The organism is Pontibacter qinzhouensis, from assembly GCF_008017455.1.
Lineage (GTDB): Bacteria > Bacteroidota > Bacteroidia > Cytophagales > Hymenobacteraceae > Pontibacter > Pontibacter qinzhouensis.
The window spans coordinates 13,462-36,894 of record NZ_VRTY01000064.1 but is presented as its reverse complement, the minus strand read 5'-3'; the positions used below and the strand labels follow the sequence as shown (position 1 = coordinate 36,894).

The 23,433-nt window shown below is 45.2% G+C and carries 20 protein-coding genes; 16 read left to right on the top strand and 4 right to left on the bottom strand.

Translation table 11 applies throughout. The annotated features are described in order from the left end of the window. Positions 1-613: 613 nt before the first annotated feature. Positions 614-1,534, top strand: coding sequence for a toxin-antitoxin system YwqK family antitoxin (locus FVR03_RS15950; RefSeq protein ID WP_147922759.1), 921 nt, complete (start codon positions 614-616; stop codon positions 1,532-1,534). Positions 1,535-1,889: 355 nt separating this feature from the next. Here the strand turns inward: FVR03_RS15950 and FVR03_RS15945 are convergent, their stop codons facing one another. Continuing rightward, the gene (locus tag FVR03_RS15945; RefSeq protein ID WP_147922758.1) at positions 1,890-2,249 is read right to left on the bottom strand and encodes a YraN family protein; all 360 of its coding nucleotides are present in this window, start codon (positions 2,247-2,249) and stop codon (positions 1,890-1,892) included. Positions 2,250-2,397: 148 nt separating this feature from the next. Here FVR03_RS15945 and lipB point away from each other — a divergent pair, with 148 nt between their 5' ends. From lipB to porN, 10 genes are all read left to right on the top strand, one after another. Then, positions 2,398-3,150: a lipoyl(octanoyl) transferase LipB gene (lipB, locus tag FVR03_RS15940; protein WP_255474250.1), complete on the top strand. Its 753-nt coding sequence runs from the start codon at positions 2,398-2,400 to the stop codon at positions 3,148-3,150. Next, on the top strand, positions 3,134-3,538 hold the full coding sequence (locus FVR03_RS15935) for a hypothetical protein (RefSeq protein ID WP_147922757.1): 405 nt from the start codon (positions 3,134-3,136) through the stop codon (positions 3,536-3,538). Before lipB ends, FVR03_RS15935 begins: the two co-directional genes overlap by 17 nt. A 169-nt stretch (positions 3,539-3,707) precedes the next feature. Continuing rightward, entirely contained in the window at positions 3,708-4,763 is a 1,056-nt protein-coding gene (locus FVR03_RS15930; protein ID WP_255474249.1) for an MraY family glycosyltransferase, read from the top strand. 31 nt (positions 4,764-4,794) lie between these two features. Continuing rightward, positions 4,795-5,913 (top strand): DUF4271 domain-containing protein, encoded by a 1,119-nt coding sequence (locus FVR03_RS15925; protein WP_255474252.1) that lies wholly within the window; start codon positions 4,795-4,797, stop codon positions 5,911-5,913. A gap of 55 nt (positions 5,914-5,968) precedes the next feature. After that, a complete protein-coding gene (locus tag FVR03_RS15920) occupies positions 5,969-6,775 on the top strand; it encodes a uroporphyrinogen-III synthase (protein WP_147922756.1) in 807 nt (268 codons plus the stop codon). A 156-nt stretch (positions 6,776-6,931) separates the two neighbouring features. Further along, positions 6,932-7,891 carry a PorP/SprF family type IX secretion system membrane protein gene (locus FVR03_RS15915; RefSeq protein WP_147922755.1) on the top strand — a complete coding sequence of 320 codons (960 nt, stop codon included), beginning with the start codon at positions 6,932-6,934 and terminating at the stop codon, positions 7,889-7,891. A 469-nt stretch (positions 7,892-8,360) separates the two neighbouring features. After that, a complete protein-coding gene (gene porK / locus FVR03_RS15910) occupies positions 8,361-9,380 on the top strand; it encodes a T9SS ring complex lipoprotein PorK/GldK (RefSeq protein ID WP_147922754.1) in 1,020 nt (339 codons plus the stop codon). Between the two features lie 91 nt (positions 9,381-9,471). After that, the gene (porL, locus tag FVR03_RS15905) at positions 9,472-10,275 is read left to right on the top strand and encodes a type IX secretion system motor protein PorL/GldL (protein WP_147922753.1); all 804 of its coding nucleotides are present in this window, start codon (positions 9,472-9,474) and stop codon (positions 10,273-10,275) included. 55 nt (positions 10,276-10,330) lie between these two features. After that, positions 10,331-11,914 (top strand): type IX secretion system motor protein PorM/GldM, encoded by a 1,584-nt coding sequence (gene porM / locus FVR03_RS15900; RefSeq protein ID WP_147922752.1) that lies wholly within the window; start codon positions 10,331-10,333, stop codon positions 11,912-11,914. Positions 11,915-11,933: 19 nt separating this feature from the next. Next, the gene (gene porN, locus FVR03_RS15895) at positions 11,934-12,776 is read left to right on the top strand and encodes a type IX secretion system ring subunit PorN/GldN (RefSeq protein WP_147922751.1); all 843 of its coding nucleotides are present in this window, start codon (positions 11,934-11,936) and stop codon (positions 12,774-12,776) included. A gap of 284 nt (positions 12,777-13,060) precedes the next feature. Here porN and uvrC read toward each other — a convergent pair whose 3' ends face one another. The 3 genes from uvrC to porW are packed head-to-tail and all read right to left on the bottom strand — an operon-like array spanning position 13,061 to position 20,093. Beyond that, positions 13,061-14,869, bottom strand: a complete 1,809-nt coding sequence (gene uvrC, locus FVR03_RS15890) for an excinuclease ABC subunit UvrC (protein WP_147922750.1) — start codon at positions 14,867-14,869, stop codon at positions 13,061-13,063. Positions 14,870-14,883: 14 nt separating this feature from the next. Then, positions 14,884-17,202, bottom strand: coding sequence for a penicillin-binding protein 1A (locus FVR03_RS15885; protein ID WP_147922749.1), 2,319 nt, complete (start codon positions 17,200-17,202; stop codon positions 14,884-14,886). 5 nt (positions 17,203-17,207) lie between these two features. After that, entirely contained in the window at positions 17,208-20,093 is a 2,886-nt protein-coding gene (porW, locus tag FVR03_RS15880; RefSeq protein WP_255474248.1) for a type IX secretion system periplasmic lipoprotein PorW/SprE, read from the bottom strand. Positions 20,094-20,783: 690 nt separating this feature from the next. Between porW and FVR03_RS15875 the strand changes: the two genes are divergently transcribed. The 5 genes from FVR03_RS15875 to FVR03_RS15855 all read left to right on the top strand — a co-directional run bounded on the left by FVR03_RS15875 (position 20,784) and on the right by FVR03_RS15855 (position 23,428). Then, positions 20,784-21,023 (top strand): AtpZ/AtpI family protein, encoded by a 240-nt coding sequence (locus FVR03_RS15875; RefSeq protein WP_255474247.1) that lies wholly within the window; start codon positions 20,784-20,786, stop codon positions 21,021-21,023. Between the two features lie 4 nt (positions 21,024-21,027). After that, a complete protein-coding gene (locus FVR03_RS15870; protein WP_147922747.1) occupies positions 21,028-21,405 on the top strand; it encodes a hypothetical protein in 378 nt (125 codons plus the stop codon). Positions 21,406-21,454: 49 nt separating this feature from the next. Then, a complete protein-coding gene (gene atpB, locus FVR03_RS15865; protein WP_147922746.1) occupies positions 21,455-22,492 on the top strand; it encodes a F0F1 ATP synthase subunit A in 1,038 nt (345 codons plus the stop codon). Positions 22,493-22,531: 39 nt separating this feature from the next. Next, positions 22,532-22,792 carry an ATP synthase F0 subunit C gene (atpE, locus tag FVR03_RS15860; protein WP_114782027.1) on the top strand — a complete coding sequence of 87 codons (261 nt, stop codon included), beginning with the start codon at positions 22,532-22,534 and terminating at the stop codon, positions 22,790-22,792. A 141-nt stretch (positions 22,793-22,933) separates the two neighbouring features. Beyond that, the gene (locus FVR03_RS15855) at positions 22,934-23,428 is read left to right on the top strand and encodes a F0F1 ATP synthase subunit B (RefSeq protein WP_147922745.1); all 495 of its coding nucleotides are present in this window, start codon (positions 22,934-22,936) and stop codon (positions 23,426-23,428) included. Positions 23,429-23,433: the final 5 nt, after the last annotated feature.

Here is a 23,433-nt window from a genome sequence, read left to right as displayed (position 1 = left end):
CAGTATTTAACTATCTTAAATACAGCAACTTAAGGCGATTTTAAAAAGCAACGTTTGGACACTAATGAAAATTTGTATTTCCTGTCCCATTAATTACTGCTGCTGTTTCAGTAGCAGATGCTCGTAGCACTTGATCCCAGTTCTTGGGTTGAGCGCCTTTGCAGGTTTCCGGTGCCGCGAGAGCGGCAGCCCGCTTGCGGGCAGGAAAGATGCAGCAGCGCGATGCCCAAGAACGAGGCCCCGCGGCCTTGAGCGCTCGGAGCAAAACAATGGAACATGCAGGGCTAAGGGCACCGGATGAAACTGTAACCAAATGTATTAGAACCAACTTAAAACTGCCACATACCTGAAGGTGCGTAACATCAATTATTTAAATGAAAATGCCCTCCAGAAGAAATTGTGTCAGAAAGTTGTCAAGGGTTTACCCTACATATTTTAATAGCATGTACTACGCATGAAACTATGTTACAGGCTGTATAGTTATAAAGAGCAGCTGCAAAACCTGCATTGATGTGTATATGAATTATGTGCATCTTTACGTTCAGTAGTATGGTACCGCTTGCCTGGTGGAGCTATACAGGCTGTGGGGCAATCAAATTTCAATATTGTGATAATGAGGCATTCTTTCCTTTTTATTTTAGTTGGTATGGTAATGGGGCTTACAGCAGGCTTGAGTGGCTGTGGCTCTACTAAATATAACAGCGACTATAACCTGTCGCGCGCGCTTCAGAAAGAAAATGCCAAGAACAAAACACTTGCCCTGGCAGATACCGCCAAACCTTCTTTAGAAAACAAACTGCCTGAAGAAGAAACGGACGATGTTGAAGAAAAGAAGAAAAAGAAGAAGAAACAGAGCAAGCGTTTCTTTATGGGCCACAAAGTGAGCCGTGGCTTTATAAAGTCTGGTGGCAGCGGCAACCGGCAGGTACTCGAAACCTTTAGCTTCCTGCCTGTGTACGAGGAACCGAACCCTTACGCCCCCGAAAAATATTTCTACGATACCAAGAAGCGCAAAATTTACCGTACCGGCGGCCAGGTAGATCCCGAAAAATTTAAAATTCTGCACGGCCCTTACAAAAAGAAGATAGGCGACCAGGTAGTAGAAGAAGGCTACTTTTATGTGGGCACCAAGCACCTGCGCTGGGAGCGTTACCGCAACAACGAAGACAATGTGCTGCTCGATAAAAGGCACTACGAAAAAGGGTTCCTGCGCGATGCGGTTGTAACTTACTACGGTGATACCAAAAAAATCAAAGAAGTTATTCCGTATGCTTACGGTGAGGTACAGGGCATGTACTACCGCTTTTATGAGAACGGGCAGGTAGAATGGTCGGGAATGTACGAAAAGGGCCGCAAGGTGGGTGTCTGGATCAAGCACTACGATTTCCGGAACCGCCGCCACTACGAGTATCAGTATCCTAAAACTGGTTTCGACTCGCCATTTGAGCCATTCCTGATAAAGGAATACGACCGGCACGGCTCCCTGGTATACGAAAAAGGAAAGCTAGACAAACGTTCCTCTGCTCAACGCTAGCGTTTACCTCCGGGTGCAGGTAGACCTTCAACTGAATTATTCGAATGAAAATACCCTCCAGAAGCTTTTCAGGGGTTTTCGATCCAAGGGTCTTTGAGGAGTTAAGAGTTGCAAGTTGAATATGGGACATTTGTAAGCACCTAACCATCCAACAATCAACTACGAATCTTCCTTCTGCGTAGCCAGACGCTCGCAGGAGCTGCGCACGCTGCGAGGTCTTACCTGCCTATCTTCAAATCAACAATTTAACCATTAAACCAGCTAGCAATTAACAACTACCAATCAGTAACCAATTATTCGAATGAATTTGCCCTTCCAAAGGTTTTTCGGCTAAAATAGGTCAAGGGTATGGGGCTTAATGGAAGGCATCTTTTATGTGGTGAACAGTGGGTGTGGGAGCGAGTGTAATAGAGATAATATCGAAGCGGATGTCGTGCTGCCAGTTTGTTTGGTAAATGTACTCTTCTGCGGCAGCAAGGAGCAGGGCCTCTTTTCTGGCCCCAACAGCTTCTTCCGGAAACCCGAATTTATCGGAGGCACGGGTCTTTACCTCTACAAAAACAAGTAAGCCGTCTTTCTGCGCTATAACATCTACCTCAGCACGTTTATACCTGAAGTTGCGGCAGCAGATCTGGTAACCCATTTCCTGCAGGTACCTCACCGCACTCGCCTCGCCAGCTTGACCAGTAATAATGTGTTTTGTTTGAGATGCCATTTAATTATTATAAATTGCCTCATACTAAGTTAGCAACATAAGGTGGCTCTAAATTAAAAATTGCGAATATTCCCCCTGGTATTACGCAGTTTATTTGTAAAAAAAGTAAAACAGAGTACTTTCTTCGCTGATTTTTCAGCAGAAATTTTTGAAACATAACAGAAGCGTGTTACAAAACAGGAAAATAAGCTTTGAGCAGCTTGGCTTTATCGACTATAAAGAGGCGTGGGAGTACCAGGAAAAGCTGTTTAACAGTGTGCTCCATATAAAGGCGCAAAACCGAAGTGCGGCTCCGGAGGCGCAGGTGCCAACCACCAACTATCTGCTGTTTTGCTCGCACCCGCATGTTTACACACTCGGCAAAAGTGGCCACGAGTCGCACCTGCTGATCGGGGAAGAGGGCCTGAAGGCAAAAGATGCCACCTATTACAAAATTAACCGTGGCGGCGATATTACCTACCATGGCCCCGGGCAGTTGGTAGGCTACCCCATTCTGGATCTCGATAATTTTTTTACAGACATACATAAGTACCTGCGGTATTTAGAGGAAGCCATTATTCTTACCCTGAACGATTACCAGGTAACAGCTGGCCGTATTGCGGGGCTTACAGGCGTTTGGCTGGACCATGAGGAGCAGCGTAACCCCCGAAAAATCTGTGCCATGGGCGTAAAGTGTAGCCGCTGGGTTACGATGCATGGTTTTGCCTTTAACATTAACACAGACTTAAATTATTTTAATAATATTGTACCTTGTGGCATAGCCGATAAGCAGGTAACTTCTCTGGCAAAGGAGCTAGGCCGGGAGGTAGAAATGGCAGAAGTAGAAGAAAAACTGCTCGGCCACCTTGCCAGTTTGTTTGAAGCCAGTATTTTGAAAACAGCTAATGAAAAAGGATATTGATTTCGGATTGGTAGAAGGAATTTCTATTGCTGTAGCTACCTCGCCTGATGAGTTGGGAGCTCCGACATGGAATGTGTACCTTATCAATAACAATGCGCACGCGCTTACAAATGTACTTATTGCTTCTACCGGATATGGGGTAATAGATGGTGCTGAAGTTAAAACATCTACCTTACGACATATGTTTGAGCAGGTAGAAGCCAAAAGCTTTGTGCAGATCGAGCCCATAGATCCGGGCATCTTTCACCTTAACAACGAGTACTGGGTAAGCTATTATGTTGGTAACAATATATATGATAAGAAGTTTATCTTTGTGCCTGAATCTATTACAGAAGATAACCTAATAGAAATAAGCATGTTACAAATGCAAGGGGTGCTTCATTCATAAGCTTGTAAACTATATTGGTTTATCTGTTGTTATTCGACACATCAGCGTTTTTTATCTCTTCAGAAGAAAGTGTTTGCCTTTTGAAGATTTGTCTCTTAGCCTAAAAAACAGTACTTAATACATACTAGTAAAAGTTTAGACAGCGGTCTTTGCTTTGCATCACGAGCTTATGGAACAGAAACTACTGCCCCTTTTCCTTACTTCTAGCTGGGCTTTTCTTATTGCCATTTTTGCTGTTCCCTCTATTATCCGGGTGGCGCACCTTAAGAACATTCTGGATCAGCCTAACCTGCGCACCGTGCACGAAACGCTTACCCCCCGACTTGGCGGAGTGGCCGTTTTTGCAGGCTTTATGTCGGCGCTCACTATTTTTACAGATCTCAACAACGGCGTGCAGCAGTTGCTGGCCAGCTGCATTATCCTGTTCTTTATCGGGCTCCAGGACGATTTAATTACTCTGTCGGCGCTAAAGAAGTTTGCCGTGCAGTTGCTGGCTACAGGTATTGTCATGTTCATGGCCGATATCCGGATCACGAGCTTTCAGGGTATTTTCGGTATAGGGGAATTGCAGATCGGCATGAGCTACGGGTTTACTTTTTTAGTGATTGTAGGTGTAACCAACGCCATAAACCTGATCGATGGGCTTGACGGACTGGCAGGCAGCATGGTGCTCATCATCAGCATGACGTTTGGCGTTTACTTCTATTTGTATGGTGGTGCCGCTTACGGCAATTATGCTACCGTTGCTTTTTGCCTGATTGGCGGTATACTGGGCTTTTTGAGGTACAACTTTCATAAAGCAACCATATTTATGGGCGATACCGGTTCGCTGCTGTGTGGTTTCATTGTGTCTATTCTGGCAATTCAGTTTATTGAAATGCGTGCCGTGCCGTCCTCGCCTTCTGTTGCCTTGGGTGTTTTGTTTGTGCCACTCTTCGATACGCTCCGTGTCTCCATCATCCGGATTCTGAAAGGCAAGTCTCCCTTTGCCCCAGATAAGAACCACATTCACCACCGGCTACTTGCTATGGGGTTCAGCCAGATTAGTACCGTCCTGATTCTGGCGTTTGTGAATGTGCTTGTTATTATGTTTGCGTTTAATTTTGCAAGTTGGGGTAATGTAGGTGTACTGCTTATGTTGCTGTCGTTTTCGGTTGTGTTAAGTGTTATTTTAGGTGTTTACAAATCGCGAAGTCCGCAGCGTGTTGCTAAAGCAAAAGTCTAACCTTTGCTGGTGTTCCTGTATTTTATGGTTGGTGCTTGTAACAGGCGTTGCCGCTCCTTTGCAGGCGCAGGTGCTGCCGCTCGATCAGAAAAATACTATTAACGATAACTGGCTGGTGTATGAGCCGGGCGCTACACAATTGTCTCCGTATATAGCTGATCTGCATACAGACTATAACGCGGTGCACCAGTGGGTTTCTATTACGCCGGCCCAACCCTTTGCCATTAGCTTCACAGCTAAAAAAGAGCAGTGCGTTTACCTCAATAACCAGCTTATTTTTGTGGCAGACTCGGCCTTGAATTATTCGCTGGACCTGACAGCTTACCTGAACAGAGTAAAGCCAGTAGAAGGCCGATATTTGCTTACCGTCTGGCATCCGTACCAGCACCCCGATGTAAGTACCTTTAAAAATAAAGTGCAGGAGCAGGAAAACCAGCAACAATCGGTGCAGAGACCCTTTTCAGTTATGGTCCGCGAAATTGTGAATCAGAATGTATTTATTCTATTTCTGCTGCTGATAGGGCTGCTGTACGGGGCGCTAAAAGCATCCTTCCCTTCTGATTTTAATGATATTTTCAGTCTGGGCAGCTTCAGCCACTCCAGCATCGAGCAGGGCTTTTTATCGAAGCCTATTACCTGGTCGGTTATATTGTTTATCCTTACCTTTTCGTTGTCGCTGGCACTGCTCATAGGGGCCATTCATACTAATGTACAGCACTTTGTATTGTTTAACAGGTTGTTCCCTGTTTCAGAGGCAGATATAACCACGAAAATACTTTTTTACTCTGTTGCTATTTTCCTGTTCATCTTAATTAAGTACTTATTTCTACGGATCATGGGGTTCATTTTCGGCCTGGAGCAGTTGGTGCTGTTGCAGTACCGCGAGTTTCTGCGAACCATACTTTTTTGGGGAATGCTGCTGCCGGTTATCATGCTGCTGTACCTCAGCTTTAACATAACGCAGCCCGAAACGGTACTTCTAATATCGAATCTGGCTGTTACTTTATTGCTGATTTTTACAATTATAAGAATATTTACGACCGTAAATAAAAAGGCCTCTGTACTTAATTTGCATTTATTTTCATACCTTTGCGCCACAGAAGTGATTCCGCTGGCAATTATTCTAAAACTTATAGTTTTTAACTATTAAAGTGAAGTAAGAGCCGCCAGAGGAGAGCAGGTCAACATTTAAATAACCTCATTATATGGCTGACAGCAATGAAAACGCGGGCATAAACCCAAATAGGCATAGCATTCCGATTAAGAGTATTCTTGTAACACAACCGCAGCCCACAACTGACAATTCTCCTTACCTGTCTATTGCGGAAAAACATGGTATCAAGGTAGACTTCAGAGCTTTTATAGAAGTGGAGCCGGTGCCGTATAAAGATTTCAGAAAAGATAAAGTAGATATACTGGCGCATACTGCTATTATTTTTACAAGCCGCAATGCCGTAGATCACTTTTTCAGAATTTGCCAGGAGAGCAAAATAGAAATGCCAGCCGACATGAAATACTTTTGTATTTCTGATCAAACGGCCTATTACCTGCAAAAGTATATTGTGCTGCGAAAACGGAAGTTATTTGTTGGCGAGAAAACAGCAAAAGATCTTTTTGAGGTAATTAAAAAGCACAAAACAGAGAAATTCCTGTTCCCTTGCTCCAATATCCGCAAAGAAGACATTCCTGAGTTTCTGGAGGCAAACAAGATAAAACACACCGAAGCCGTTATTTACAAAACAGTAGCAGCCGACCTATCTGACCTAGATGATGTGACTTACGACTGCATTGCTTTCTTCAGTCCTTCAGGTATAACCTCGCTATTTGCTAACTTTCCTAATTTTAAGCAAAATAATACCCGGATTGCAGCGTTTGGACCTACAACAGCCAAGGCTGTCCGCGATGCAAACTTAGAGTTGGATATTGAAGCGCCTATGCCAAATGCCCCATCTATGACCGGAGCAATTGAAGTTTATATTCAAGAACACAAGCAAGGCACAAAAAATGAGTAAACTATTGTAACTTTTAGTTTATTTCTCCATACTACTTAAAACGCAAATGCGTGTGGCAACTCAGTGGCTACACGCTTTTGCGTTTTCACATTAATGGTTATATTTGATCAATAGCTTGCGTTTATGTCTTCATATTTTCGCCTCTTATTATAAACTATGAGAAAGCTTCTACCCTTGCTCTTATTGATGCTCTTCTGTCAGACATACGCCTGGGCCCAGCAACAACCACAATTTGGTCATTACGGTTTTAATGGCATGTTCATTAGCCCTGCCTATGCCGGCATTACCAACAGGCCGGAAGTTATGTCGCTGTACCGGTACCAATGGCTGGGGTATAACGCAAGCTTCGACGATGGCGGCTCTCCACAGACGCTGCTGTTAACGGCTCACACACCAGTAGCTCTGCTGAAGGGTGGTGTTGGGCTGCAGCTGGTCCGGGACAGGGTGGCAAACATGAGCGTTACCAATGCGGCTATCTCGTACTCGTATCACCTGAATATCGGGGAAGGAAAACTGGGTATAGGCGTGCAGGGTAATATTAATAATATTAAAAAAGGAAATTACAGAGCCATTGATCCGGGCGACCCCAGCATACCGTATAACAGCTCTGATACTAAATATGATATAGGCGCAGGATTGTGGTACGAATCTGAAACTTTTTATGCAGGAGGTGGTGTTACGAACCTGCTGCGAGCCCAGTTCGAATTCGCAGACTCAACAAATACAGGCACAGGAAAAGTGTTAGGCGAAAACCACATTTATTTAACAGCAGGTTACCACTTACCCTTAACAAGCATGTTAACCTTAACGCCCACAGCCTTGGTAAAACACGATACCGAAACGTTTTCTTTCGACGTGGGGGCGCGGCTTACATTTGATGACAAATACTGGGCAGGCCTTAACTTCAGGGATCAGGAAGCATTTGGGGCCTTGGTCGGAATTTCAATGTTACAAAACAACTCACTGCGGGTTGGATACGCTTTTGATTTTATAACCATAAACAGGTCGGCCAAAGCGCCAACATCACATGAGGTAATGCTCTCCTACCGTTTACCTGAGCCAGCACCAAGAGTAAAACCGCCAATCCGCACTCCACGATACAATTTCATGAGATAGAAATTCTTTATGGGCAATACTTTTTATGGCCGCTTGAGAGTGGAGCAGAGGCGGAAAACCGGCTTTGGGCATAAGTCTAATAAATACCTAGAAACAGGTATTTATTAATAGAACGATTAAAAAGAAATTTGTGTAATTATAACATCGCTAATCCGGAAACAAAATTAGATATATAAGTAGTATTATTTACTTATGGAATCGTTTTTGTGCAGTAGCAGACAAGCAATTAACTGATTTGAATAGGTGTTAAATGGCATTAGTTTGCATTATGCTAATTTAATAATCTCTTGAAAAAGTGCAGATAAAATTTACTTGTAATTAATACTAAATTTTTTTATCAGTCGTTGAAAAATAATACTTTCAGTAAAGTCTGTAATTGTTTTTTATTATTTTCAAATAATATATATTTGCTACATCAGAAAAAGTGTGCAGGAACTAATACTCAAAAATTTACCTTTTTAAAATTATCATGAACAAACTAATAAAGCTGTCTTCCTTTGCTTTGGCGGTGGTATTGCTGGCAAGCTGCGGAATGAGAAGAGGACCCCAAGGTGACCTTGTCGGAGCAGAGGACCGCCCGGAGTATAACCCACAGGAGGTGCCTTATGGTATGGTGCCGTGCCCTGGAGGCACATTCCACATGGGGCAGGCAGACCAGGATATAGCAGCCTCTATGGCCAACCTGAACAAGCAGGTAACCATTGGTGGCTTTTACATGGATGAGACTGAGATTACAAATAATGAGTACCGTCAGTTTATCAATGTAATGGTGGAAGACTCTATTGATGTGCTTGGTGAAGAATTCGTGATGACGCAGCTTTATCCGGATACCACAGTGTGGGTAAGGGATTTTACCTACCACATGGGCGACCCCTTAATGGAATATTATTTCTCGCATCCTGCTTTTGATGATTACCCGGTTGTAGGTGTAGACTGGTTTGCTGCCAAGTACTTCAGCGAGTGGCGCACAAAACTTAAAAACCAGGCAAATTCAGAAGAGGGACTGGCTCCGTTACCAGCTTTCCGTTTGCCATCTGAGGCAGAATGGGAGTATGCCGCACGAGGTGGCCGCGATATGGCAGTTTACCCTTGGGGTGGACCTTACCTGCGCAACGCTAAAGGTTGCCTCCTGGCTAACTTTAAACCAGGCCGCGGAGACTACTACAGCGACGGCTTTACTTACACCGCTCCTGTTGCACAATTTTTCCCTAACGACTTTGGCCTCTATGATATGGCAGGTAACGTATCGGAGTGGTGCGAAGATGCTTACTACGATGCGACTGTTCCGGTAGTATGGGACCTGAACCCGGTTTACAGAGATGATAACGAACCTCGCAAAGTGGTAAGAGGCGGCTCCTGGAAAGATATTGCCTACTACCTGGAAACCGGTACCCGTAACTTCGAATTCCAGGACTCATCACGATCCTATATCGGCTTCAGAAATACCATGATCTATATCGGAAGATCATCCGGACGTGAACTAAGATAATCTGAATAAACAACAATTAACCTCTAGCTTTAAGAAAGCTAATAAAACAAACAATAACTCTAATCATTCACAAAAAAAATTAACAAGTAACATGAGTAAAGCTAAAGGTCGCAGTTTTTTATACGACGTATTAATGCCCAAAATATATGGTCTTGGTGCGGCTGTCGTTATCGTTGGTGCATTATTTAAAATTCAGCACTGGGCAGGAGCCGATTTAATGCTAATCGTTGGTCTTAGTACAGAGGCCGTTATTTTCGCATTAAGTGCTTTTCAGCCACAAGGTCACGAACCAGATTGGGCCAGAGTTTACCCGCAGTTAGCAGATGATTACGTTGGCGAAGGCTTAGTGCCTGCAACAGCTGCCGTTTCCGGTGGACCTTCTGCTACTAAAAAGCTTGATGATATGTTCCGTGATGCGGATATCACACCAGAAGCCATTAACAGACTGGGTGCCGGTTTCAACAAGCTGACAACCGTTACCGGCCAGATGGCTGACTTGTCGCAGGCAACTGCTGTTACACAAGACTATACTGTTAAAGTGAAAGCAGCCGCTGATTCTCTTACAAAAATAAACGAAGCCTACACCGCTACAGCCAATGCTATATCGCAAATGGCAGGCTCTACCAAAGATGCTCAGGAGTACCACAAGCAGGTACAAAGCATGACCAGAAACCTAGGTGCTCTAAACGCTGTGTACGAAATGGAACTGCAGGATGCTAACAACCACCTGAAAGCCATGAACAAATTCTATGGTAACCTTAGCATTGCCATGGAAAACCTGACAGATGCCAGCAAAGACACAGAGCAATTCAAGCAGGAAGTGTCCCGATTAACGCAGAACTTACATTCACTTAACACAGTGTATGGTAACATGCTGACAGCCATGAAGGGCTAACTTCTCTGATCATTTAAGATTTAACTTTTAATTTAAAAAAGTAACAGTATAAAAAATGGCTGGAGGAAAAGAGACGCCACGGCAGAAGATGATCGGTATGATGTACCTTGTACTGACCGCACTTCTCGCCCTTAACGTGAGCTCGGCTATCCTGTTAAAGTTCGAATTCCTTGATAATAGTTTAAAGGAACTGAACGATAAGACAATTGGGGATAATGCCGGCGTAATATCTAATATAACCAAAGCTGTAGCCGACGGTGGCAACAGAGCAAACGACAAGCAGGTACTTCAGAACGCGCAGGAAATACGCCAGAAGACCTCAGATTTAATAGCATACATCCGCGGACTAAGAACTGAACTAGTTGAGAAAACAGGCGGTGAAAACGAAGAAGGGCACTACGTAAACCCGGGATCTAACGAGGTGGTGAACATCACCATGATTGGAGGAAAGAAAAACGGTGCTGCTTACGAGCTTAAAAACCGGCTAGATGAGTACGCGAAGTTTATGCGCCAGTACAACCCGAACATGCCACAGTTGGCTATGAGCGGTTCTGAAGATCCGGTTGCCAGCAGAGACAGAGCACAGCGTAACAAGGACTTTGCCCAACTGAACTTCGAGGAAACTCCCATGGTAGCTGCCCTGGCAGTTCTTTCCCAGAAAGAATCGGAGGTACTGAAGTACGAAGCAGATGCCTTATCAGCTTTAGCTCAGAAAGTAGGTGCCGACATTGTGAAGTTCGAAAAGATTTTTGCCATGGCCCGCGCTGAATCCAAAACAGTAGCTGCCGGTACAAAATACAAAGCAGAAATGTTTATTGCCGCGTCTTCTGATGCCATTACCCCACGCATGACATTCCAGGGTAAGCCAGTAAATGTTGTAGATGGTAAAGGTATAATTGAGTTCACTGCCGCAGCCTCTAACTACGATGCTGACGGCAACTCAAAGCAAACCTGGAAAGGTCAAGTGATTATTGACAAAGGAGGAGAGCAGGAGATTTTACCTGTAGAAGAAAGTTATGTGGTTGCAAAACCTGTAATTCAGGTTCAGTCTGCTTCTGTTCAGGCACTTTACTACCAATGTGCCAACGAGTTGAACGTGCAGGTGCCGGCTTTAGGAGCTATTTATGATCCTAGCTTTAGCGCCACAGGCGGTTCTGCTATTAAAGGTGCTCAGAAAGGTCTTGTAACCATTGTGCCAAATTCAACAGAGGTAACTCTTAGCGTAAGCAGCGGTGGTAACGCGATCGGTTCTGAAAAGTTTAAAGTTCGCCCTATACCAAAGCCAGAACTGGTAACGTTAGTTAATGGTAATAAAATTGATATCAGAAGAGGCGTGCCATCCAGCGCTTTACGGCAAGTAGAAATTCGCGCCGTAGCTGATGAAGGTTTTAAGCAACTTCTTCCTAAAGATGCCAACTTCCGGGTGTTTAAATGGAAAGCATATTTGGTAAGGGGCAACCAGCCAATAGACCAGACAGAGGTGAATGGCCCTACAGCTAACCTTACCAGCTTTGCAGCAAAAGCGCAGAAAGGAGACAGAGTGTTTATTGAGGTATTGGATGTTAAACGACTGAATTATCAAAACACTGCTCAACAGCAATCTGTGAATGAGAATCAGTTCAACATACCATTAAACTAAAACCTAAACGAGATAGGTTATGAGAATGATAAAAGTATTTAGCCTGATGGTAGCGGCGTTGCTTTCTGTAGAAACTATGGCGCAACAAGTGCCTACTTCAGCAGGTAGCAGCCCGTCGGTGAGGCCCATACCGGACCATGATGTTCTATTCAAAAAAACGGTATGGCGTAAGATAGACTTACGTGAGAAGCAGAACAAACCTATGTTCTCGGAGAACAGGCAAATCACCAAAATTATTATCGATGCTGTTAAAAGCGGAGAACTGATAGCCTATCGTTCAGATACACTCGCCACTCCTATTACCCAGGCAGAGTTTATGCAGCGTATGACTCCAAGCGGATCGCAGGAGCTAACAGCAGAAGATGAGCTCTTTAAAACACAGCCTGATGATGATCCGTGGGGAGCAGTGGTATCTAACAACTCAGAGCCTGTAGCTCCTGTCAGCATGGAGTACTTTCCGAAGGACCTGTATTTACTGGAACTGAAGGAAGACCTGATTTTCGATAAAAAACGCTCCAGAATGTACCATGATATTCAGGCCATCAGCATAAAAGTGCCATCAACACTCAGTGCAAGAGGTTTTGAAGAACATGTGGCAAGCTTTAAAATGAGCGATCTGGCCCGTGTTTTCAAAAACAATCCTGAATCTGCTATCTGGTATAATCCTCGTAACGAGGCACAGCACAAGAACCTGGCTGAAGCATTTGAGTTATGGTTATTCAGTTCGTATATCACCAAAATATCGAACCCTGGTAACCAAGGCTTAGGCGATATCTACGGTCCAGGCCAGAAAAGCCTGTTAGCGGCACAAGAAGCAGCAGAGTCACTTATTGAGTATGAGTACAGCCTCTGGAGCTACTAAGTAAAACTTACCATAAAAAAAGGAGACCTGCAGAGGCCTCCTTTTTTTATGTCTATGCGGTAAACATACTGACTATGGCAAAACACCCTTGGCTAAAATCTATTACTTAACCTTTTGGAGGGTCTTTTCATTAGAATAATTTAGCTGCTTATTGGCTGTTGCCTGTCTAATGGTTATGTGTCCTTTCAACGATCAGCAACCGACACGAAACCGCTAATTATTCTAATGAAAAGACCCTTCAGAAGCTTTAATAGCATTTTTTGGTCAAGGGTACTCCAACCAGGTTAAGCGGGAGCGTGCAGGTGAGCGTACAGAATAGCGGCTTTACGGGCTCCAACTTCCTGAACAAGCTCTTCCTGCGAGAGTTGCCGAAGCTTTTTCACCGACTTAAACTTGGTTAACAATGCCTCGGCCGTAGCAGGACCAATGCCTTTAACAGTAGTTAGCTCCGTTTGCAATGTGCCGGCATCGCGTTTACTTCTATGAAATGTAATCGCAAAGCGGTGCGCCTCGTTGCGTAGCCGCTGAATAAGCATCAGCGATTCAGATTTTTTATCGATGTACAGCGGTAGGCTATCGCCGGGGTAAAAAATTTCTTCGAGCCGTTTGGCGATACCTACAATAGCTATTTGCCCATAGATGTTCAGATCTTTAAGCGCTTTTACAGCCATTCCCAACTGGCCTTTGCCGCCATCGATAATAATGAGCTGAGGCAGCGACTGGTTCTCGTCGAGCAGCCTTCTGTACCGGCGTGTTACCACCTCATACATAGAGGCAAAGTCATCGGGGCCAACAACGGTTTTTATGTTGTAGTGGCGGTAATCTTTTTTAGATGGTTTGCCGTTCCTGAAGCACACCATAGAAGCCACCGGGTTATCGCCCTGGAAGTTAGAGTTGTCGAAACATTCTATGTGGCGGGGCAGCTCCGTCAGGCGCAGGTCCTTTTTCATGGTCTCCAGCACACGTACCTCCCGCTGCTCTCCCAGGTCTTTGTTCTTTTCCTGCCTTCCTTCACGCTCTTTGCGCAGATACATGGCATTTTTGAGCGACAGGTTCAGCAGCTTGCGCTTATCTCCTATTTGTGGGTAAGTAATAGAAATATTGTCGAGTGGTAACCGTAGCTCCAGGTTGGTTATTACCTCGCGCGAGGTGCTTTCGTATTCATGGCGCAACTGTATAATTACGGAGGCCAGAATTTCTTCATCCGGTTCGTCAAGCTTTTTCTCTAACTCCAGCGATTGGGTTAAAATAATGGAGCCATTCATTACCTTCAGGTAATTTATAAATGCGCATTTTTCGTTGGAGGTAATCGTAAAGACATCGATATTGGTCAGGCTGTTGCTGACCACCGTAGACTTCGCCTGAAAATCGTCGAGCATGTCGAGCTTCTGCTTGTACTGGTGCGCCAGCTCAAACTGAAACTCTTCTGCAGCCGCAGACATCTTTTCTTTAAAATAATTTTTCGCTACCGATAGGTTACCCGATAATATACTTTTAATCTGCGCAATGTTCTGGTTGTAGGTGGTTTCGTCAACCAGGTTTTCGCAGGGGCCTTTGCAGTTGCCGATGTGGTACTCCAGGCACACCTTAAACTTACCGGCAGCTATGTTTTCAGGAGAGAGGTTATAGGTACAGGTGCGTAGCGGGTAGAGCGTCCGGATGAGGTCCAGCACAATGTGCATGGTTGTAACACTAGGGTACGGGCCAAAGTACCGGGAGCCGTCGTTAATTTTGTTGCGGGTGTACATTACCCTCGGGAAACGCTCGTTTAGAATAGCGATGTACGGATAGGTTTTCCCATCTTTGAGGAGTATGTTGTACTTCGGCTGATATTGCTTGATCAGGTTGTTCTCCAGCAGAAAAGCATCAGCCTCCGTGTCCACAATCGTAAATTCAATATCCTGAATTTTTGAGACAAGCTTCAGGGTTTTCTTATTATGCTGGGCAGAGCGGTTGAAATAGGAAGTCACACGTTTCCTGATATCAATCGCCTTGCCTACATAGATAATACCTTTTTCATCAAAGAATTTGTAAATGCCAGGTTTATGTGGCAGATGCGCAATTTTCTCTTTCAACTTCTCGCTTGCAGCCATTCTCGCAACTCAAATTAGATAACATCCTTCAGATCTACATCAGCAGGAAATTGCAGAAACTCATCCTGACGGGTAGAATCTACCTGGTAACCACTGTTGTATTTAGAACAATCTAATTCTACCGATAATGGCGTAGAAGGTTTAGTGAAAGGATCTTTTGATACATCCAGACTCTTGTCGGCATACACTTTCTGCATAAAGGCACCGTACACAGGCATGGCTAGTTTTGCTCCCTGCCCCTCTCTTATAGTGCGGAAGTGAATAGAACGATCGTCGCCTCCAACCCAAACGCCGCCAACCAGCGTTGGTGTAATACCCATAAACCAGGCATCGGACTGGTTTTGCGTAGTACCGGTTTTAGCTCCTATTTCGTTTTTGAGGCCATGGCGCGACCGTAGGCCCCAGGCAGTACCTTTACCGTTTTCGGTGGCTGCCTGCAGCATGTGCACCATCAGGTAAGCTGTTTCTTCGCTGAGGGCATCTACTTTATTTGGAACAGGTTCATACAGAATGTTACCATGTTTATCTTCGATACGGGTTATGTAGTTAGGCTCGGTCCAGGTGCCGGCATTTGCAAACGTGCCGTAAGCCCCTACCATGTCAAACAAGGTAACATCGCTAACACCCAGCGCCAACGACGGAGTAGCATCTAACGGTGTGGAAATTCCCATGCGTTTGGCTGTAGAGGCTAAGGTTTCGGCTCCCAGTTTGCCAACCAGGAACGCCGATATAGAGTTAACCGACTCAGCCAAAGCATTACGGAGTGTGTATTTATTGCCTGAGTATTTGTTGTCGGCATTGTTAGGGCACCACATAGTACCATCTGCCAATGGTATGCACACCTTGGTATCGATGGTTTCGTAGCAGGGGTAGTAGCCGTGCTCAATGGCGGCGGTGTACAGAAATGGCTTAAACGTAGAGCCAGGCTGACGTGCCCCCTGTTTCACGTGGTCGTATTTAAAGTGTTTATAATTAATGCCTCCTACCCAGGCTTTAATATGGCCGGTCTGCGGTTCCATGGCCATAAAGCCTACCTGCAGGAAGTGCTTGTAATATTTAAGCGAATCTATTGGGCTCATCTCCACTTCTTTCTCCCCATCCCAGGTAAAAATGGTCATCGGGATTTTCTTGTTGAGGTAGTAGTTAATAGAGTCAGCATTGCCATCGAAGCGTGCATTCAGCCTTCTGTACCGGTCTGTTCGCTTAATGGCGGTTTCCACATAGCCTTTAATCTCCTGGTTATCGCGGTCTACCCATGGGTTCCGGCCTTTCCAGTGTTCAAAAAAGGCTTTCTGCCGGTCTTTCATATGCTCTACTACAGCTTGTTCTGCATAGCGCTGCATACGCGAGTCTATGGTCGTGTAAATCTTCAGGCCATCGGCATATAAATCGTAGCCACTCTCGCGGCACCACCTCAGCAGGAACTTACTCGCCTCCGTCCGGAAGTAAGGAGCAAGGCCCTGGTTCTGGTTTTCTACGCGGTAGTCTAGTACAATAGCTTCTTCTTTTAACTTATCGTATTCTTCGGCTGGCAGGTATCCGTATTTCACCATCTGCGAGAGCACTACATTGCGGCGGCGCTTCGAGTTGTCGGGGTTCATTTTAGGGCTGTAAAAGGTTGGTGCTTTCAGGAGCCCTACCAGCACCGCCGACTCATGTACCTGCAGGTCCTGTGGCTTTTTGTTGAAGAATGTTTTGGCAGCCACTTTTATACCGAAGGCGTTGCTGCCAAAGTCTACTGTGTTGAGGTACATCAGCAGAATTTCTTTTTTGGTATAGGAGCGCTCCAGTTTAATGGCCATAATCCATTCTTTGGTTTTCAGAATAAGCATTCTTAAACCGGGCACATCGTTCAGGAGGCCATTGTTAAGTTCTTCGCTCCGGGTGCTGAACAGGTTTTTGGCCACCTGCTGCGTTAGCGTACTGCCACCACCTTTCGACTGCCCCGTCATAACAGAACCTACCACACGGGCTGTCGCTTCTGCATCTATACCGGCATGCGATTCAAAACGGGCATCTTCTGTGGCTATAAGCGCGTGTATCAGGCTTTCGGGTAGCTCCTCATAATCTACAGGCGAGCGGTTCTCGCGGAAGTATTTCCCAAGTAGTTCATTATCGGCTGAGTACAGTTCCGACGATAGTTCGCTCTTCGGGTTCTCAAGAGACCGTAGGTTTGGCAGTTCCCCAAACAAGTTCAGGAAATTGATGCTGACAGCATATACATAAAGAATAAATGTAACGAAGCCTCCTACAAATAAAATCCAGAGGGCGGTTGCCAGCTTCGGGAAGGCGTTCTTTTTTGATGCTTCAATCTTTTTTTGACGGGTAGCCATGTATGTTAATTGTTATTCTGGAGGAAGGTCAGATATGCATCCACATCTTTCTTCTCTAAAAGTTTCTGATAATTGGTGGCAGAAATCACAAAGGTAGTAAAACTTATACCTCTTATTCTGCCAACAGGGGCTTGTGGGGCCTTTTGTTTTATGTTAAAAGATTGTGCCAGATTATAATCTTCAAAAGAACTTAAGGTGAGCATGGTACGGCCATCGGTAAATTCTGCTAAAGTGGTTTCGAGGTTCTGCTTTTTATAGTAGGTGCTGTTGTACTTGTCGTACCGCAGGTCAATATCTTTAAAAGCAGGAGCATCAGTTGGGTAAACTAAAACAAAGTAGTAGGCTGTGTCCTGGTCCATACTGTATTCAAGCGGATCTACGGCTGCCTCTGGATTGGCAGGGGCAGGTGCCGGTGCGTTTGCTTCTGCTGCAGGAGGAGCGGTGTCTGTAGCTGTAGCGGCTGGTACGGGTACTGCTTCCTGCAAGGTGTCTGGCTGCGTGGTGGCAGGTGCTTCTTGGGTTGGAGCAGGTGCTGTGTTCGTTTCGGCATTTTCAGGTGCGGTAGCTGCTGGTCTAATCGGGGCGGGTAAGGTTTGTGCTGCCGAGGCAGTAGCTAAAGCCATTTCTGCGTTTATTCTTTCTTCAGGTGTTAGGGAGCTGGTTTGTATCTCCTGCGGAGCAACGGTGGCTGTTGGAGTTGGGGCATCTTGGCGAAGCTGGTTTTTCTGGGCAAGGCTGTTATAAACCTGCAGAAGCTGATCGGCTTTCGCTTTTAAAGGGCTTGAAGGATAATCAGACACAAATTTATACAGTTGCTCTTGTAGCACGTCTGGTTTGGCTGTTCTGGCAGTTATCAGTACACCTAAAAAAGCAGCTTTATCTGGGATGTCGTTTAGCGGGTATTGCTGGTTCAGTTGAGCTAACAGTTCTGCTGCCTGCTCGTAATCCTGTTTTTCGTAGTGGCCATAAGCCGAATCGTAGAGTTTGTGCACCAGCAGGTTATCAGCTGCATTTTTCGACATAAAGTCTGGGTCATCTACCAGCTTGGCAAATGTTGTGTTCGGAAATTCCTGTTTTATTTTGGTATAGTAAGCTGTTTTGCGCTCATCTTCAGCCTTGCTGTAAAGCAGGTAGAGGCTGTAGTAAGATTCTGCTGCATGCATAGTTCTCGGGAAACGCTGCAAGAGCTGTTCATATGTTTCTGCTGCTCTGGCCTGGTCCTGTAGCTTTTGTGCATAAATGTTGGCCAGGTTAAACATCGCTTCCTCTACTTGCTTTTCTGATTCTTGTAAGGCTGCTGCTGTTACCGGTATGTTTTGCAGGTATGTCTGTACCTGGGCGGCTATGCGTTCTTCGGCACTTTCGGTAGGTGTTTCGGCTTCTTCTGCTGGTTGCTGCTGGGCTACCTGCTGTTGTTCTGTTGCTTCGCCTCTTAACCGTACGCGCCAGTTATCCTGCAATGGTCTGTCGCCCCACCTCCGGGTAAACTCTGAGCGTGCAGTGGTCATGGCAGTGGGGTTATCGAAATACCATACGCCACCTGTGTTGGTGTTTTGGCCAATGCCGGTGCTGTTGTTCTGGTTCTGAGTAGCAGACGAGGAAGAGGAGCCCTGCCGTTGGGCGAGCTTGGCTTGTTCCTGTAGCCGGGCTAGCTCCTGCCGCCGCTTTTCTTCTTCAGCCTCTACCAATTGTGTTACAAAAGCTATGCGCTCTCCTTCGGGCAGGCGACCAATGCGCTGCAGGCTGTCCTGGGTGTGAATAGTGTTGTAATTAAAGGTAAATTCTGTCAGGATATTACGCCGTTGCGATACCGCGTCGTAATTGGCGGCCTGCACAGGCAGCACTTGCACCGCGCTGTCGTAGTAAGCCTGTGCCGGGTTGTATTTGTTCAGGTCGAAGTAAATAGAGCCAGCCAGGATATATGAATAGGCTTTCTGGTTCGGGAGACTGCCTGGCGTTTTTAAGGAAGTGTTCAGATGCTCCAGTGCCTTGGTCGCGTTGTCCTGCCGAAGCTCAAAAAGTGCCATCTCATAAAATATTTTATCGCGGTACTCAGTGTTCTTGCTGTCTTTCAGCATTTTTCGGTAGTAGCCGGCAATGCGCTCCACATCGTGTGTGTTGCCTACCTCAGCCACCTGCCCCATATAAAGCCTGCTGAAAAAGCCTAAATCGTAAGGAGGGTTGCGGCGCAGTATCTTGCTGTATTGCTGGTAAGCCTCTTTATCCTGATTTTTAGACTGCTGCAGCCGCGCCAGAGAGAAACGGGCGCGCGCCAGATCATCTTTCTGCTTGAAATTCCTGAGCGATAAGGCCAGGTTTTCTATTACCGCAGCTGTATCTTCCAGTAAGCGGTTGTATTGAGCGCGGGCGAGGTATAATTCCCGGGCATTCTCGCTATTAAGTCTTTCTTTGCGCAGGAAATTAGAGACTGCCTGTGCATTCTCCATTTCGTTCATCATCATGAAAGAGCGCATGAGCCAGATGTGAGCCTCGTGGCGGGTCTTGTTTTCTTTGCTGATGGAGTTTACATATTTAAAGGTGCGGGCGGCATCGGCAAAGTTGAGCTGGTAGTATCGCACCTTGCCTATAAGCACATAACAATCGTCTATCCACTTGCTGTTCTGGTGATACTGAATCGGGAACGATGCTTTTTTAATGACATCCTCCAGGTCGGCTTCAAAGGCTTTGGCCGTGGTAGAGTCTATGGCAGGGTAAATCGGGAGCGCCAGATTGTAATCGTACACCATTTGCTCCTGCAGGCTTTCTTCCACCAGGCGCAGTTTCTCCTTCGCCAGAAAATAGCCATTGTAGCGGGCAGAGGTATTGTGGAAGGCTTTGCTGAGCGGGTTATTCCGTTCTACAGAGCATGCCACCAGTGCCAGACCAGCCACAGCAAATAATATGTATAAAGATAGCTTATTCAAAATATAAAGAAAGGAGGATATTGGTTAGCTATAGAAAACAATCTGTTTTAAAATAACGATGCAGGCACCTGTAAAGTATGATTTCTCTGTAGTGCTGCCCCAGCCTGTGCACCGTTGATCTGGCGTGGCGCATGCGGTACAAAAATACAACAATATGCTGAATAAAAACGGTTCCTGTATAATTGCAACCCTATAATTACCTTAAAACCTGGTCTGCTAGTGAACCAATGAAAAACCTAATTGGTTTCAAGCAGAGCCGCAGCGAATTAAGTAGCCTGAAAGGGCAGGCAGACCCTTGGCAATATTTAGCTTAAAAGGCTTTGGAAGGCTGGTTTCATTCGAATAATTGCAGTATGACTTCTATCATATTTTAGCTCAACAATCTAAACTATCTTGTGTGCTCCTGCAGAAAGAACGAGAAATTTTCTGCGTATTCCGCCAGAGCCGGTACCCTTGGCAGGGTTGGGGGCGAAAAAGTGTTGGAAGGCCGTTTTTATTAGAAAAATTCGTTTTCAGGAGTAAATAAAGTTAGTTAGTTTTGAGTTAACCTGAAAAGGAGAATAAAAACGCAGGAACCAGGCTAAAAAAAGAGAGAAATAAGCTAAAAATAACGTTTTGATCTTAAAAAGAAGTAAGTTTGCAGACTTGTAAATAAGCATGGGGGAATATCCTGAAAATAAGGAGGAAAAAGCAGACAGGCAGCAAAACGTAAAGCCTTACATGAAATACTCCGGTATGGCTTTTCAGATGATCGGGACGCTTCTGGTGGCGGCATTTGCCGGCATTAAACTAGATGCCTATTTCGAGACCGAAAACCCCTGGTTTACCATTGTATTTCTGCTTGTTGGCGTAATCGGTTCTATGGTGCTTACTATTATATCTATCAGTAAAAAATAAGAGTATGCGTTTCTACAGGAATCTGGCCATTCTGACGGTCGTGCTAATTCCATTACTGGCTTTTTTGCAGCTGGCTACCGGCCCCGGACTGGTACATGCTTACATCTGGTATATGCTTGCTTTTTTTGTGTTTGTAACAGGGTTTGCCTACTATATAACTAACCTCGGGGTAGAGCAGGATGCCGACAATTTTCAGGTATATTACTTTAGTGCCATGGGGTTCAGGCTGCTGCTTTGTATAGCTGTAATATTTGCTTATGTCTATATAATAGGGGAGCAGCAACTACAATTCGTTTTAAATTTCTTTATATTATATTTCCTGTTTACCGGGTTTGAAATTTACAGTTTGTTAGCTAACTTGCGGCCGCATTTGAAAAAGTGATGCCAAAAGCTGGCTCACTTCACTACATTTTGCTTCTAAAATATTCTTAATGAAGAGGTTATTCGTTCTATTGTTTTCCTTCTTAACTATTTCAGCTTTTGCTGATGCGCCGGTGGAAGGCGGGGAGTTTAAGCCCGGTGATATGATCACACATCACATTGCCGATGATTACAATTGGCATTTTGCTGATGGTGCAACCCTTTATCTGCCGGTGATCCTGCTGGATAACGGTAATCTCCAGGTTTTCTCATCGCATAATTTTTACAACGAAAACCACGACATGGTGCCTTACAACGGGTACAAAGTGGAGCACGGGCATATTTACAGAGTAAATGCCGCCGGTCAGCCACTCCCGGATCAGGCAGGCTTGTTCGATTTTTCTATTACCAAGAACGTAGCCTCCCTGTTTCTTAGTGTGGCGCTGCTGCTGATAATTTTCTTCACCATTGCAGGTCGTTACAAAAACAACCCTGGTAAAGCGCCAAAAGGTATCCAGTCTTTCTTTGAGCCGATCATCATTTTTATCCGCGATGAAATTGCCAAAGCTAATATCGGGCCTAAATATGAGCGTTACATGCCCTATTTGCTCACTGTGTTCTTCTTTATCTGGTTTAACAACCTGCTGGGGTTAATGCCAGGCGGAGCTAACTTAACCGGCAATATTGCGGTTACGCTGGTGCTGGCAACACTTACCCTGCTGATTACAGTGTTTAGTGGCAACAAAAGCTACTGGAAGCACATTTTTGCTACTCCGGGTGTTCCTGTGTGGCTGGCCCCGATCATGATCCCGGTGGAGCTGATCGGTATTATCACCAAGCCATTCTCCCTGATGATTCGTCTTTTTGCAAACATTACGGCAGGGCACATTATCATCCTTTCGCTTTTTAGCTTGATCTTTATATTCCAAAGTGTGGCAGTTGGCCCGTTAAGCGTTGCTTTTGCAATCTTTATGAACTTCCTGGAGTTGTTTGTAGCACTGTTGCAGGCTTATATCTTCACGCTGCTTTCGGCCATGTACTTTGGCGGCGCGGTAGAGGAGCACGACCATGTAAGCGACCTGGGCCACGGAGACGGAGCCCACCATTAATCTGAATTTTTATTTTTTTAACTATATATAACTACAATTATGTTATTAGCAATTCTGCTTCAAGCTCTATCTGAGGGTGCTGGTTTCGCGATTATGGGTGCTGGTATCGGCGCTGGCCTGGTAGCTCTAGGCGCAGGTTTGGGTATTGGTAGAATCGGTGGCTCTGCCATGGAATCTATCGCACGTCAGCCTGAGGCTGGTGGTAAAATCCAGACTGCCATGATTATCGCTGCTGCCCTTATCGAAGGTGTTGCACTTTTCGGTGTGGTAGTTTGCTTGCTAATCTCTTTCAAAGGCTAATTCGGCTTTTGCTGATCTCACGTCCGGACGCATGGTCCGGACGTTGAGATTAAACTTGTAGTAGAAAGCATAGTTAAAAGCAACCGGCAGTGTAAAGCCGGCTGCCATTTTAAAAGAAACAATCTTTCAAATAAATAAACAATGGAATTAGTAACCCCTGGTATAGGTCTAATTTTCTGGCAGACAATAACATTTCTTATTGTACTGTTCCTGCTTTCTAAATTTGCCTGGAAACCCATAATGGGTGCGCTTCGTGAGCGTGAGGCCTCAATTGAGAGTGCTTTAAGTGCTGCTGAAAAAGCGAAGCTCGAAATTCAGGGCTTAAAAGCAGAAAACGAAAAGTTGCTGGCAGAAGCACGCTTAGAGCGTGACAAAATTCTGAAAGAAGCAGCAGAGGCTGGTAACAATCTTGTAGAGTCGGCTAAGCAAAAAGCAAACGAAGAAGGTACCCGCCTGATAGCTCAGGCTCGTGAGGCGATTGTTAACGAGAAGCGTGCCGCTTTCACAGAACTGAAAAACATGGCAGCTACTATCTCTTTAGAAATTGCAGAGCAAATCTTAAGAAAAGAGTTAAGCGACCCGAAAGCACAGCAGGTACTGGCGCAACAGTATATTAAGGAAGTAACGCTTAACTAAATTTT

Excerpts from the sequence above, each read along its gene's own strand:
- porK (WP_147922754.1), top strand. The coding sequence starts at position 8,361 with ATGAACAAACTAATAAAGCTGTCTTCCTTTGCTTTGGCGGTGGTATTG.
- FVR03_RS15855 (WP_147922745.1), top strand. The coding sequence starts at position 22,934 with ATGGAATTAGTAACCCCTGGTATAGGTCTAATTTTCTGGCAGACAATA.
- FVR03_RS15930 (WP_255474249.1), top strand. The coding sequence starts at position 3,708 with ATGGAACAGAAACTACTGCCCCTTTTCCTTACTTCTAGCTGGGCTTTT.
- porN (WP_147922751.1), top strand. The coding sequence starts at position 11,934 with ATGAGAATGATAAAAGTATTTAGCCTGATGGTAGCGGCGTTGCTTTCT.
- atpB (WP_147922746.1), top strand. The coding sequence starts at position 21,455 with ATGAAGAGGTTATTCGTTCTATTGTTTTCCTTCTTAACTATTTCAGCT.
- atpE (WP_114782027.1), top strand. The coding sequence starts at position 22,532 with ATGTTATTAGCAATTCTGCTTCAAGCTCTATCTGAGGGTGCTGGTTTC.
- FVR03_RS15915 (WP_147922755.1), top strand. The coding sequence starts at position 6,932 with ATGAGAAAGCTTCTACCCTTGCTCTTATTGATGCTCTTCTGTCAGACA.
- FVR03_RS15920 (WP_147922756.1), top strand. The coding sequence starts at position 5,969 with ATGGCTGACAGCAATGAAAACGCGGGCATAAACCCAAATAGGCATAGC.
- FVR03_RS15875 (WP_255474247.1), top strand. The coding sequence starts at position 20,784 with ATGGGGGAATATCCTGAAAATAAGGAGGAAAAAGCAGACAGGCAGCAA.
- FVR03_RS15870 (WP_147922747.1), top strand. The coding sequence starts at position 21,028 with ATGCGTTTCTACAGGAATCTGGCCATTCTGACGGTCGTGCTAATTCCA.
- porL (WP_147922753.1), top strand. The coding sequence starts at position 9,472 with ATGAGTAAAGCTAAAGGTCGCAGTTTTTTATACGACGTATTAATGCCC.
- FVR03_RS15950 (WP_147922759.1), top strand. The coding sequence starts at position 614 with ATGAGGCATTCTTTCCTTTTTATTTTAGTTGGTATGGTAATGGGGCTT.
- porM (WP_147922752.1), top strand. The coding sequence starts at position 10,331 with ATGGCTGGAGGAAAAGAGACGCCACGGCAGAAGATGATCGGTATGATG.
- FVR03_RS15885 (WP_147922749.1), bottom strand. The coding sequence starts at position 17,202 with ATGGCTACCCGTCAAAAAAAGATTGAAGCATCAAAAAAGAACGCCTTC.
- uvrC (WP_147922750.1), bottom strand. The coding sequence starts at position 14,869 with ATGGCTGCAAGCGAGAAGTTGAAAGAGAAAATTGCGCATCTGCCACAT.
- FVR03_RS15935 (WP_147922757.1), top strand. The coding sequence starts at position 3,134 with ATGAAAAAGGATATTGATTTCGGATTGGTAGAAGGAATTTCTATTGCT.
- FVR03_RS15945 (WP_147922758.1), bottom strand. The coding sequence starts at position 2,249 with ATGGCATCTCAAACAAAACACATTATTACTGGTCAAGCTGGCGAGGCG.